This window comes from Arsenicicoccus sp. UBA6765, assembly GCF_002453335.1.
Classification (GTDB): Bacteria; Actinomycetota; Actinomycetes; order Actinomycetales; family Dermatophilaceae; genus Arsenicicoccus; species Arsenicicoccus bolidensis.
The window spans coordinates 49,664-62,109 of record NZ_DKGR01000053.1; the positions used below are offsets into that span (position 1 = coordinate 49,664).

10 protein-coding genes are annotated in these 12,446 nt (G+C 70.9%); 8 read left to right on the forward strand and 2 right to left on the reverse strand.

Going from position 1 to position 12,446, the window contains the following annotated elements; translation table 11 throughout:
• Positions 1-2: 2 nt before the first annotated feature.
• From dnaE to B4K29_RS14275, 3 genes are read left to right on the forward strand one after another with little or no spacing between them, the layout of a single operon-like run.
• Positions 3-3,563: a DNA polymerase III subunit alpha gene (dnaE, locus tag B4K29_RS14265; protein WP_286967840.1), complete on the forward strand. Its 3,561-nt coding sequence runs from the start codon at positions 3-5 to the stop codon at positions 3,561-3,563.
• Positions 3,517-4,767: a GrpB family protein gene (locus tag B4K29_RS14270; protein ID WP_286967842.1), complete on the forward strand. Its 1,251-nt coding sequence runs from the start codon at positions 3,517-3,519 to the stop codon at positions 4,765-4,767. Before dnaE ends, B4K29_RS14270 begins: the two co-directional genes overlap by 47 nt.
• A complete protein-coding gene (locus B4K29_RS14275) occupies positions 4,764-4,958 on the forward strand; it encodes a hypothetical protein (protein ID WP_286958589.1) in 195 nt (64 codons plus the stop codon). The genes B4K29_RS14270 and B4K29_RS14275 overlap by 4 nt, the downstream gene beginning before the upstream one ends.
• A 9-nt stretch (positions 4,959-4,967) precedes the next feature.
• On the opposite strand, the gene B4K29_RS14280 is transcribed toward B4K29_RS14275, so the two are convergent.
• Positions 4,968-6,083, reverse strand: a complete 1,116-nt coding sequence (locus B4K29_RS14280; protein WP_286958591.1) for a GNAT family N-acetyltransferase — start codon at positions 6,081-6,083, stop codon at positions 4,968-4,970.
• A 23-nt stretch (positions 6,084-6,106) separates the two neighbouring features.
• The gene (locus B4K29_RS14285; RefSeq protein ID WP_286967844.1) at positions 6,107-7,183 is read right to left on the reverse strand and encodes a malate/lactate/ureidoglycolate dehydrogenase; all 1,077 of its coding nucleotides are present in this window, start codon (positions 7,181-7,183) and stop codon (positions 6,107-6,109) included.
• 29 nt (positions 7,184-7,212) lie between these two features.
• Between B4K29_RS14285 and B4K29_RS14290 the strand changes: the two genes are divergently transcribed.
• The 5 genes from B4K29_RS14290 to B4K29_RS14310 all read left to right on the forward strand — a co-directional run bounded on the left by B4K29_RS14290 (position 7,213) and on the right by B4K29_RS14310 (position 12,123).
• Positions 7,213-9,378, forward strand: coding sequence for a S9 family peptidase (locus tag B4K29_RS14290; protein WP_286967846.1), 2,166 nt, complete (start codon positions 7,213-7,215; stop codon positions 9,376-9,378).
• Positions 9,375-10,199, forward strand: coding sequence for a shikimate 5-dehydrogenase (locus B4K29_RS14295; RefSeq protein WP_286967848.1), 825 nt, complete (start codon positions 9,375-9,377; stop codon positions 10,197-10,199). The genes B4K29_RS14290 and B4K29_RS14295 overlap by 4 nt, the downstream gene beginning before the upstream one ends.
• 253 nt (positions 10,200-10,452) lie before the next feature.
• Positions 10,453-11,430: an SPFH domain-containing protein gene (locus tag B4K29_RS14300; protein ID WP_239264846.1), complete on the forward strand. Its 978-nt coding sequence runs from the start codon at positions 10,453-10,455 to the stop codon at positions 11,428-11,430.
• Positions 11,427-11,681 carry a hypothetical protein gene (locus B4K29_RS14305; protein ID WP_239264848.1) on the forward strand — a complete coding sequence of 85 codons (255 nt, stop codon included), beginning with the start codon at positions 11,427-11,429 and terminating at the stop codon, positions 11,679-11,681. Before B4K29_RS14300 ends, B4K29_RS14305 begins: the two co-directional genes overlap by 4 nt.
• Before the next feature lie 10 nt (positions 11,682-11,691).
• The gene (locus tag B4K29_RS14310) at positions 11,692-12,123 is read left to right on the forward strand and encodes a hypothetical protein (protein WP_239264850.1); all 432 of its coding nucleotides are present in this window, start codon (positions 11,692-11,694) and stop codon (positions 12,121-12,123) included.
• Positions 12,124-12,446: the final 323 nt, after the last annotated feature.

The window sequence follows — 12,446 nt, forward strand, 5'->3', positions numbered from 1 at the left end:
CGATGTCCTCGCCAGCAGCCTCCAGCAAGTCCTTCGTGCACCTGCACAACCACACCGAGTACTCCATGCTCGACGGTGCCGCCCGCATCGACGACCTCTTCGCCCGGTCCGCCGAGATGGGGATGCCGGCGGTCGCGACCACCGACCACGGCTTCATCTTCGGGGCCTACGAGTTCTGGAAGAAGTCGACCCGGCACGGGGTCAAGCCGATCGTCGGGATCGAGGCCTACCTCACACCGGGGACCCACCGCACCGACAAGACCCGGGTGAGGTTCGGCGACGGCGGTCGCGACGACGTCTCGGGCTCGGGCGCCTACACCCACATGACGATGTGGGCGCGCAACAACGAGGGCATGCACAACCTCTTCCGGCTGTGCTCGCTGGCCAGCCTCGAGGGCTACTACTTCAAGCCGCGCATGGACCGCGAGCTGCTCCAGACCTACGGCAAGGGCCTGATCGCCACGACCGGCTGCCCCTCGGGCGAGGTCCAGACCCGGCTGCGCCTCGGGCAGTACGCCGAGGCCCGCCAGGCGGCCAGCGACTACCGCGACATCTTCGGCGCCGAGAACTTCTTCTGCGAGCTGATGGACCACGGCCTGGACATCGAGCGCCGCGTCCACAAGGACCTGCTGCGCCTGGCCAAGGAGCTCGACCTGCCGCTGGTCGCCACCAACGACCTGCACTACACCGACGCCGCGGACGCCAAGGCCCACGCCGCCCTGCTGTGCGTGCAGTCCGGCTCGACGCTGATGGACCCCAACCGGTTCAAGTTCGACGCCGACGACTTCTACCTCAAGAGCCCCGAGGAGATGCGCCACCTGTGGCGCGAGCTGCCCGAGGCCTGCGACAACACCCTGCTCATCGCCGACATGTGCGACATCTCGTTCAGCGAGGGCGAGGGGCAGTACATGCCCCGCTTCCCCTGCCCCGACGGCGAGGACGAGACCAGCTGGTTCGTCAAGGAGGTCGAGCGCGGCCTGCACGCCCGCTTCCCCGAGGGCATCCCGGACTACGCCCGCAAGCAGGCGGCCTTCGAGACCGAGGTCATCGTCGGCAAGGGCTACCCCGGCTACTTCCTCGTCGTCGCCGACTTCATCAACTGGGCCAAGGAGAACGGCATCCGGGTGGGACCGGGCCGTGGCTCCGGTGCCGGCTCGATGTGCGCCTATGCCATGCGCATCACCGACCTCGACCCGGTGCCGCACGGTCTGATCTTCGAGCGCTTCCTCAACCCCGAGCGCCAGTCGATGCCCGACTTCGACGTGGATTTCGACGAGCGCCGCCGCGGCGAGGTCATCAAGTACGTCACGGAGAAGTACGGCGAGGAGCGCGTCGCCCAGATCGTCACCTACGGCACGATCAAGGCCAAGCAGGCCGTCAAGGACGCCGGACGCGTGCTCGGCCACCCCTTCGCCGTCGGCGAGAAGCTCACCAAGGCCATGCCGCCGGACGTCATGGGCAAGGGCATCCCGCTGTCGGGGATCTTCGACCCCGCGCACAAGCGGTATGCCGAGGCCGCGGACTTCCGCGCGATGCACGACTCCGACCCCGTGGCCCAGGAGGTCGTCGCCACCGCGCGCGGCCTCGAGGGGCTGAAGCGCCAGTGGGGCGTGCACGCCGCCGGCGTCATCATGTCCAGCGAGCCGCTGATCGACCTGATCCCCATCATGCGCCGCGAGGCGGACGGGCAGATCATCACGCAGTTCGACTACCCGAGCTGCGAGACGCTCGGCCTGGTCAAGATGGACTTCCTCGGCCTGCGCAACCTGACGATCCTCGACGACGCCATCAAGAACGTCGAGATGAACCGCGGCGAGACCATCGACCTGGACGGCCTGTCCAAGGACATGACCGACCCGGCGACCTATGACCTGCTGGCCCGCGGCGACACCCTCGGCGTCTTCCAGCTCGACGGCGGCGGCATGCGCTCGCTGCTGCGGCTCATGCAGCCCGACAACTTCGAGGACATCTCCGCCGCCCTCGCGCTCTACCGCCCCGGCCCGATGGGCGCCAACGCGCACACCAACTTCGCGCTGCGCAAGAACGGCAAGCAGGAGGTGGACTACATCCACCCCGAGCTGACCGAGGCGCTCGAGCCCATCCTGTCCATGACCTACGGCCTGATCATCTATCAGGAGCAGGTCATGGAGATCGCGCAGAAGCTCGCCGGCTACACGCTCGGCAACGCCGACCTGCTGCGCCGCGCCATGGGCAAGAAGAAGAAGGAGGTGCTGGACGCCGAGTTCGCCAACTTCGAGCAGGGCATGCTCGACAACGGCTTCTCCAAGGACGCGGTCGCCAAGCTGTGGAGCATCCTGCTCCCGTTCTCCGACTACGCGTTCAACAAGGCCCACACCGCGGCCTACGGCGTCGTGTCCTACTGGACGGGCTACCTCAAGGCCAACTACCGCGCCGAGTACATGGCGGCGCTGCTCACCAGCGTGCGCGACGACAAGGACAAGTCCGCGCTCTACCTCAACGAGTGCCGGCACATGGGCATCAAGGTGCTGCCGCCCGACGTCAACGACTCCATCGGCTACTTCGCCGCCGTCGGCGAGGACATCCGCTTCGGCCTGGAGGCGGTCCGCAACGTCGGCGCCAACGTCGTGGTCGAGATCATCAAGGCCCGCGAGGACAAGGGCGCCTTCACCTCGTTCAAGGACTTCCTGCACAAGGTGCCGGCGGTCGTGTGCAACAAGCGCACCATCGAGTCCCTGGTCAAGGCCGGTGCGTTCGACTCCCTCGGGGAGTCCCGCCGCGGCCTCGCCGAGGTGCACGAGCCGTATGTCGAGGCCCTGGTGGACGTCAAGAAGAAGCTTGACCAGGGGCAGGACTCACTCCCTGGGTTCGGCGGCGAGGGCGACGCTTCGGCCGATGGCTCGGACTCGTTCGCTGGCATGCCGCCGGTCCCGACGCACTCGTGGGACAAGCAGGTGACGCTGCAGTACGAGCGCGAGATGCTCGGGCTCTACGTCTCCGACCACCCGCTCTTCGGGATCGAGCACATCCTGCACCAGGCGGCGGACACGTCCATCGCGTCGCTGAACGGCGAGGACGGCAAGCCGGACGGGGCGACCGTGACGATCGCGGGTCTGATCACCGGCCTGCAGCTCAAGCGCACCAAGAAGGGCGACCTGTGGGCCATCGCCACGGTCGAGGACCTCGACGGCGCCGTGGAGTGCCTGTTCTTCCCGTCGACCTACATGACCGTCGCCACGATGCTGTCGCCGGACACCGTCGTGGTCGTGCGCGGGCGGGTCAACAAGCGGGACGAGTCGACCTCCATCTATGCGCAGGACCTGACGCTCCCTGACCTGCACGAGGGGCCGCGCGGGCCGGTGGTGCTCAACCTGCCGATGACCCGGGCGACCAACGGCATGGCCGAGGCGCTCAAGGACGTCCTGCTCAACCACCCGGGCACGACCGAGGTGCACGTCAAGCTCACCCAGCCGGGGCGGTCCGTGCTGATGCGGCTGGAGGACAACTTCCGTGTGGACGCGACGTCGGCGCTGTTCGGTGACCTCAAGGCGCTGCTGGGGCCGGCCTGCCTGGCCAACGGCTGACGGTGACCGTGCCGACGGTCGAGGTCGTCTCCGGCACCGACGCAAACCTCGTGGCGGACCGGTTGCGTGCGCTGGACGCCGCAGCGCTGTCGCCCGGACTCGTCACGGTCTGCGTGGTCGAGGCCGCCGGGGTGGCGCCGTTGGTGCTGGCCGCGCCGGGGGCGCCGCTCGCGGGCAGCGACGTCATGCTCAGCTGGGGTCACGGCGTGACGCGGGACGCGCTGGTCGACCGGCTCTGGGGCGAGCGGATCGAGCCGCTCGCCCGCCGCCTGGCCGGGCTCACGGGCCGTCACCCGCGCCGGCGCGGCTCGTCGAGCATGACCAGCGCTGGGGCGTCGTCGCGCACCGTCAGCTGTCCCGCCTGGCGCGGGCGCTCGGCGAGGCGGGCGTCGATCGCGGTGGCTCGGGTGGCTTGGGTGGCTTCGGCTACGAGCACATCGGGTCCACGGCGGTGCCGGGGCTGCTCGCCAAGGCGTTCGTCGACCTGCAGGTCGGCGTCGACGAGATCCCTGCTGCCGGCGGCGCGTTCGACGAGGCGCTCCTGCGGTGCGGCTACCTGCCCGCGGTGGGGTCTCGGCCCGACTCGCCCGGCGTCGACCGGGACCTCGAGATGCTCCCGGCTGCGTGCGCCGAGGAGGACTATCGCAAGCGCCTCTTCTACCGCCCGGACCCCGCGGCGCCGGTCATCCTGTACGTCCGGCGGGCCGGGACGCCGTGGCACGACTACCCGATCCGCTTCCGCGATCTACTGCGCGAGTCCACCCAGCATCGCGAGCGCTACGCCGCGGTCAAGACGGCTGCCGCGCAGGCGCACGCCGACGACGCGGACCACGACGACTGCACGCGGGCCAAGGGCGAGGTGATCCGCGACGTCCTCGTGGCGGCGGGCTGCGAGCCGGGGCGGCTCGAGAGGCTGGCCCCGCTGCCGGTGACCCGACCCGAGACGGCGACCCCGCGGCGCACCCGGCATACGGCTCGGGTCCTGCCCGTCGACCCCTCGGGCCGCGTGCTGCTGCTGCACGGGGTCGACCCGGACGACCGGCAGCACCCGCTGTGGTTCAGCCTGGGCGGCGAGATCGACCCGGGCGAGGACCCGGTGACGGCCGCGCTGCGGGAGCTGCGGGAGGAGGTCGGCTGGTCGCGGCGCCCGGCGACGTCGTCGTGCTGGGGGAGCAAGCGATCGAGTTCTCCTGGGGGAGCGTGACCTTCGACCAGCGGCAGGTCATCTGCGCCGTCCGCGTCCGCTCCACCGACGTGGACCTGTCCGGGCAGGACGCGGTCGAGCAGGCCACCATCGACGAGGCACGGTGGTGGGCGCCGGACGACCTGGCCGCCACCACCGACCTCGTCGGCGAGGGCCTGCTCGCCTGGGTGCGGCGCGCCGTGGCGCGCTGACGGCGGGGGTCAGGCGTCGCGCAGCAGGACCCAGTGCCGCATGTCGTCGTACGACCCGTCGTCGCGGGCGCAGAACTCCGGCTCGTGGCCCCACTCGGCGAACCCCGCGCGCTGCAGCACGCGCGCGCTGGCGTCGTTGTCGGCGACGGTGGAGGCGAGGAGGCGCCGCAGGCCCAGTCCGCCGTCCGCCGCGTCCGCCCAGGCGTGCTCGATCGCGAGGCGCACGGCGCCCGAGGCCAGCCCGCGCCCTCGCGCCGACGGGAACAGCACGTAGCCGATCTCGGCGGTCCCCGGCTGCTGCCCCTCGAGGATGAGGCACAGGTCGCCGCGTGCGCGGTCGCCGGCGGTGTCGGCGATGCACCAGTGCACGCTCTGCCCCAGCGACATCCGGACCCGCCGGCGCAGCACCCACGCCTCGAAGGTCGACGGTGTTGGCTCGGCCCCCGGCGGCATGAAGTGGGTCGGGGAGTCGCCCGGCTCGCAGCTCGCCCCGTCGTCGTCGCGCCAGGCGCGCAGGCGCACGTCGCTCGACTCGCGCGTCACGGGGTCGAGCCACAGGGACGCCGGCCGGTCCAGGTCGTCCTCCCGCCCGACGCTCGCCACCCATGCGTCCGCCAAGCCGTCCGGGTGGGGGAGATAGCCCGGGAGGGTCGCGTGCCGTGCGAACCCGCACGACCAGGCGACCCGCCACGAGGCGAGGTGGCCGGCCATCGCCATCCAGGTCACGCGCTCCCCGCCCTGCTCCCACCACCACCGGCAGACGAGGCGCAGCGCGCGCGCCGTCAGGCCGTGGCCGCGGGCCTGCGGGTGGAGCCCGAAGCCCACCTCTGCGCTGCCACCGCCCCGGGGTCGCAGGTCGATAGTCCCGGCGAAATCCGGTGCGCCGTCGGGGTGGTCGAGCCACTCTATGGCCCACCAGCGTCCCCGGTCGGGGAGAGCCCACTCCTGACGGGTCATGGCCAGGAAGGCCTGCGCCGCACCCGCGTCGTAGGGGCGCGGGACGGTCGTCCACCGCAGGCTCGCGGGGTCCGTGCACTGCTCGACGATCGCCGGGACGTCGGCGTCGGTGTGCGCCCGCAGGAGCACCACGCCGTCGGTCAGCTCGGGGACGGGGGTGTGGGTCATGCCACCCATCCTGCACCGTGGGGTCAGGCGGTGGGCCAGCCCTCGATCACGTCGGCCGGCACGCCCACCGCGCGGGCACCGTCGAGGATCTGGGCCCACGTCGTCGCGTCGACCGGGACCCCGTCGCGACGGGCCTCCCGGGCCGCGACCTCGGGCTGCCCCGGCAGCAGCACCGGCTCGCCGGGGACCGCGGGGCGGGAGGCGGCCACGGACTCCAGGAACAGGTCGGTCTGCTCGGCCATCGCGCTGCCCTCGAAGGCCTCGGGGGACAGGACGATCGACAGGAGGTTGTTGACGATGGCGGCCTCGTGCGTCGTCGTGGCGGCATGTGTGGTGAGGCCCCCGCTCACGGCGCCGGCGAACAGCTCGGCCATGACCGCGAGCCCCGACCCCTTGTGCAGCCCGAACGCCGTCAGCGCTCCGTGGGGCTCGGTCCACATCACGCCCGGGTCGGTCGTGGGGCGGCCCTCCGCGTCGAGGGCCCGACCCGGCTCGAGGGGGAGACCGGCGTTGTGGGCGACGCGGGTCTTGCCCAGCGCGACCGTCGACGTGGCCATGTCCAGCAGCACGGGGTCCTGGCCCTCGCGCGGGACGCACAGGCACACGGGGTTCGTGCCGAAGCGGCCGTCCGTTCCCCCGAAGGGGGCGACATACCTCTCGCCGACCACGCTGGCCAGGTGGATCGAGACGAGGCCGGCGCGGGCGCACTGCTCGGCCCAGTGGCCGATCCGACCGACGTGGTGCGAGCCGCGCACGGCGGTGACGCAGACGCCCAGCTCGCGCGCCCGAGCGATGGCGAGCTCCATCGCCTCGTGGGCCACGACCTGGCCATAGCCCTGGCCACCGTCGATCGTCAGGACCGCGCCGGCGTCCTTGACGACGGTCGCACCGACGCCCGGGTGCAGCTCGCCGACCGCCAGCGCCTCCAGATAGTTCGGGACCATGCCGACGCCGTGCGAGTCGTGCCCGGCGAGGTTGGCCGCGACCAGGTGGTCGGCGACGAGCCCCGCCTCGCGGGCGTCGCTGCCGGACGCCTGGACGATCGTGCTCACGACCTCGTGGAGCAGCGTGGGGTGGACGGTCAGCGAGGGTACGGTCATGCCTCCTTCATATCGGCTACCGTGCCCGGGTGACCAACCCATCACCCCAGCCTCCCGTGGCGCGTCGCGTCGAGACGATTCGTGAGCACCACGGGGACCGCGTCGTCGACCCCTACGAGTGGCTGCGGGACAAGGGCTCGCCCGAGGTCGTCGCGCACCTCGAGGCGGAGAACGCCTACACCGAGGCCATGACGGCGCACCTGGCGCCGCTGACCGAGCAGGTCTACGACGAGATCCGCACGCGCACGCAGGAGACCGACCTCAGCGTCCCCTCGGCCTACCGCGGGTGGTGGTACTACTCCCGGATCAGCGCCGGAGAGCAGTACGGCCGCGAGTGCCGCGTGCCGGTGCGGCCCGGCGAGCTGCCGCCCGAGCTGACCGACGGTGCGCCGCCGGCGGGGGAGCAGGTCCTGCTCGACGCCGAGGCGCTCGCGGCGGACGCCGACTTCTTCGGCGTGGGCTCCAGCGAGATCAGCCACAACGGCACGCTCTACGCCTACGCCGTCGACCTGACCGGTGACGAGGTCTACGACCTGGTCGTGACCCGGGTCGGTGACGACCCCACCCGCACCGGGCCCGTCGGCGAGGTCGTCGACGACGCCGTCCACAAGGTCGGCTACGGCCTGGCCTTCTCCCGCGACGGGCGGCACGTGTTCTACGCCCGCAACGACGACGCCTGGCGGCAGTTCCAGGTGTGGCGCCACGAGGTCGGCACCCCGGCCGACCAGGACGTGCTGGTGCACGAGGAGACCGACGAGCGGTTCTGGGTGGGCGTCGGGTCCAGCCGGGACGACGCGTGGATCATCATCGCTGCGGGCTCCAAGGACACCTCGGAAACCTGGCTGCTGCCCGCCGACGACCCCTGCGGCGAGCCTCGCTGCGTGGCTCCTCGCCGCGAGGGGGTCGAGTACGACGCCGAGCCCGCCGGGGACCGCCTGCTGATCACCCACAACGCCACCCACGAGGACTTCGAGCTGGCCCAGGCGCCCCTCGGCAGCACCTCGGCGGAGGACTGGCAGAGCCTGTATGCCGCCGCGCCGGGCGAGCGCGTCGTGGGGGTCGACGCGTTCCAGCGGCACGCGGTCGTCTCGCTGCGGCGGGACGGCCTGACCGCGCTCGCCGTGATGGACCGGACGGACGCCCCTGGGGGAACGGTCGGGCCGGACGGCGGCGGCTTCGGACCGATGCGGCCGCTGGTCATGGACGAGGAGCTCGGCACGATCGGGGTGGGGGACAACCCCGACTACGCCTCGCACGTGCTGCGGATCGGGTTCACCTCCCTCGTGACGCCGCGCAGCGTCTACGACGTCGACCTCGTGACCGGGGAGCGCACCCTGCTGCGCCAGACCCCGGTGCTCGGTGGCGTCGACCTCGGTGACTACGTCCAGCACCGGGAGTGGGCGAGGGCGGCCGACGGCACGCGGATCCCGATCTCGGTGGTGCACCGCAAGGACGTGGTCGCCGACGGCACGGCCCCCGGGCTCGTCTACGGCTACGGGTCCTACGAGGCGAGCATGGACCCGTGGTTCTCCGTGGCGCGGCTGTCGCTGCTGGACCGGGGTTTCGTCTGGGCGCTCGCGCACGTGCGCGGCGGCGGCGAGATGGGGCGCCAGTGGTACCTCCAGGGCCGGATGCAGCACAAGCGCAACACCTTCACGGACTTCGTGGCGTGCGCCGAGCACCTCGTCGATGCGGGGTGGGTGGCGCCGGACCGGCTGGTCGCCGAGGGCGGCTCGGCCGGGGGCCTGCTCATGGGGGCGGTCGCCAACCTCGCGCCGGACCGCTTCCGGGCGATCCACGCGCAGGTGCCCTTCGTCGACGCGCTGACGACGATCCTCGACCCGAGCCTGCCGCTGACCGTGGGGGAGTGGGAGGAGTGGGGCAACCCCCTCGCCGACCCCGAGGTCTACGCCTACATGAAGGGTTACTCGCCCTACGACAACGTCGCGGCGCGCCCCTACCCGGCGATCCTGGCGACGACCTCGCTCAACGACAGCCGGGTCTACTACGTCGAGCCCGCCAAGTGGGTGGCGCTGTTGCGCGAGCTCGCGACCAACGACCTCACGACGCGTCCGATCCTGCTCAAGACCGAGATGGTCGCCGGGCACGGCGGCGTCAGCGGGCGCTACCACGCCTGGCGCGAGGCCGCGTTCGAGTACGCCTGGCTCATCGACCAGGCAGGAGCGTCCTCGTGACCGAGCGGATCACCAAGGACACGCAGCTGTGCCTGTCGCTGTCGGCGCGACCGTCCAACATCGGCACGCGTTTTCACAACTACCTCTATCGCGAGCTCGGGCTGGACTACGTCTACAAGGCGTTCACGACCTCGGACATCACGGCGGCGATCGGTGGCGTGCGCGCTCTCGGGATCCGCGGCTGCGCGATCTCCATGCCGTGGAAGGAGGACGTCATACCCCTGGTCGACCAGATGACCGAGTCCGCGGCAGCGATCGAGTCGGTCAACACCATCGTCAACGACGACGGCCACCTCGTCGCCTACAACACCGACTATCTCGCCATCCGCAATCTCCTTGCGTCCCACGGGGTCTCGCCGACGGACGACTTCGCCGTCCTCGGATCCGGCGGTATGGCGAAGGCCGCGGTCGCCGCCCTGACCGACGCGGGCTTCACCAACGGCCATGTCGTGGCGCGGAACTCGCGGACCGGACCCGCCCTCGCCGCGAAGTACGGCCACCGCTGGGCGGACTCACTGGGTGACCTGCGACCGGCCTTGATCCTCAACGCGACTCCCGTCGGTATGGCGGGCGGGCCCCAGGCCGAGGAGCTGCCGGTGCCACGGCCCGCCGTGGAGGCAGCGCGGACGGTGTTCGACGTGGTGGCCTTCCCCGCCGAGACCCCGCTGATCCGTCTGGCGCGTGAGCTGGACCGGCGCGTCATCACCGGAGCCGAGGTGATCGCCCTGCAGGCGGCCGAGCAGTTCGTGCTCTACACCGGGGTGCGCCCGAGCGACGAGCAGGTCGCCCGGGCGTCCGCCTACTCCCGCGAGACCCCCTAGTCGACACGACTCAGCAGGGGGGTTCGTCGGGGGTGCGGACCAGCTCGGCGGTCGACCGAGCGTCGTCGGCCTTGACCTCGACATGGTCTGTCCGACCGCTCGCAGCTCGTCCGGGGTCACGCCGTCATCGTGCCTCGACGTCCGAGCAGGAGCCGGGTCAAGAAACGTGCCCGGAACCCCCCGCTCCCTAGCCGCGTCTCAGGTTTAAGTGATATCAAAAAGATGTCACACGACGAACGCCCAGGGGGAGACCATGAGCACGCAGCAGACGCACGACGAGACCATCGACCCGCAGGCCGCGCCACCCTCGGCCCGGCCTGTCGGTCATCAGGGCACGCGCGTCGACGTCAGCGAGCGGCCGGCCTTCGCGGTCGACGGTTTCCTGGCGCTGGCCCTGTCGCTGCTGCTGTTCGTCGGCGGCGTCTGGCTGATCGTGAGCGGCGCCCTCGCGGCCAACGAGACAGGCCAGCCGCCCATCGGCCGTTTCGTCGGCGGCGCCGTCGTCATCCTCCTCGCCGCCGTCGTGGCCAGCGCCGTCGTCATCATCCAGCCCGGCCAGACCAAGGTCATCCAGTTCTTCGGACGGTATGTCGGGACGGCTCGCCGCACGGGCCTGACGATGGTGATGCCGCTCACCTCCAAGCGCGGAGTCTCCGTGCGCGTCAACAACTTCGAGACCAACGTCCTCAAGGTCAACGACGCCGACGGCAACCCGGTCGAGATCGCCGCCATCGTCGTCTGGCAGGTCGCCGACACGGCCCGCGCGAGCTTCTCGGTCGAGCACTACGAGAACTTCGTGCGCGCCCAGTCCGAGTCGGCGCTGCGGCACGTGGCGATCTCCCACCCCTACGACAGCGACCGCGAGGACGTCGAGTCGCTGCGCGGGTCCACCGACGTCGTGTCCGGCGAGCTGGCCCGCGAGGTCGCCGAGCGGGTCGTGGTCGCCGGCGTCGAGGTCGTCGAGGTGCGCATCTCCCACCTCGCCTACGCCCCCGAGATCGCCCAGGCGATGCTGCAGCGCCAGCAGGCGTCGGCCATCGTCGCGGCCCGGTCCCGGATCGTCGAGGGTGCCGTCGGGATGGTCGACATGGCCCTGGCGCGGCTCGAGGAGCAGGACATCGTGGCCCTCGACGACGAGCGCAAGGCCGCCATGGTGTCAAACCTGCTCGTGGTCCTGTGCGGCGAGTCCAAGGCCACCCCGATCGTCAACACGGGATCGCTCTACCAGTGACCCCTCCCCGGGAGCGTCGCGGCGGGGCCGAGCGCAGGCAGGTGCTGCTGCGCCTCGACCCCGCCGTCCACGACGCCCTCACCCGCTGGGCGGGTGACGAGCTGCGCAGCGTCAACGCCCAGGTCGAGGTGGTCCTGCGCGACGCCCTCAAGAGATCGGGCCGTATGCCGAAGGACGCGGGGCCGCTGCCTCGGCGCGGACGTCCCCCTGCCGGCGACAACCGGAAGGACGACGTCCGCAACCCCTCGTAGCGTGGCGAGCATGATCTTCGACGGCGAGGTCGAGCCGTGCATCAACGGCGGCACGGTGGCGCTGGGGGCCTACTTCGGTGTGCCGGTCGACGGCGTGGTCGAGCGTCTGCTGGGCGAGCAGCTGGCTGACGGCGGGTGGAACTGCGGGGCCGAGCGTGGGTCGGTGCGGTCGTCATACCACTCGACGATCTGCGTGCTGGACGGACTCGCGGAGCATGAGCGCGCCACCGGCGCGCTGGACGTGAGCGACGCCCTGCGGCGGGGCGAGGACTACCTGCAGGGGCGGCGCCTGTTCCGGCGGTTGTCGACCGGGGAGGGGGTCGACCCGTCCTTCCTGCTGTTCTCGTTCCCGACGCAGTGGCACTACGACGTGCTGTGGGGGCTGGACCACCTCCGCGGGCGTCAATACCATTACGACGTGGCGGGCGACGCACACTTCTAGAAGTCGACCCAGAGGTATATTCATACTCCCCACAAATATCATTTTCGATTCAACGGGAAGGGTCAGCCGAACTTCCGCTCACCCACCACTCCCATGGGCTGGTTTGACCTGGCACGCGTCCGAATCCATTTACACTACCGGAGGTAGCTAATGATTACGTCGGCGAGTCCCGGTAACCTGGGCGCTTGGAGACTCAACCAGGATGAGATCGAGGTGCCTTTCCATCCCATCCCTCTTGACTTAAAGAACGACTACGCCACGGACACCGTCCTATACGATGGTGAGTCCTTTGAGATCATACTCACTTCTCCACGTGGAGTAGA

Coding starts and splice junctions, on each gene's coding strand:
- B4K29_RS14300 (WP_239264846.1), top strand. CDS start 10,453: ATGAGCACGCAGCAGACGCACGACGAGACCATCGACCCGCAGGCCGCG.
- dnaE (WP_286967840.1), top strand. CDS start 3: ATGTCCTCGCCAGCAGCCTCCAGCAAGTCCTTCGTGCACCTGCACAAC.
- B4K29_RS14285 (WP_286967844.1), bottom strand. CDS start 7,183: ATGACCGTACCCTCGCTGACCGTCCACCCCACGCTGCTCCACGAGGTC.
- B4K29_RS14310 (WP_239264850.1), top strand. CDS start 11,692: ATGATCTTCGACGGCGAGGTCGAGCCGTGCATCAACGGCGGCACGGTG.
- B4K29_RS14280 (WP_286958591.1), bottom strand. CDS start 6,083: ATGACCCACACCCCCGTCCCCGAGCTGACCGACGGCGTGGTGCTCCTG.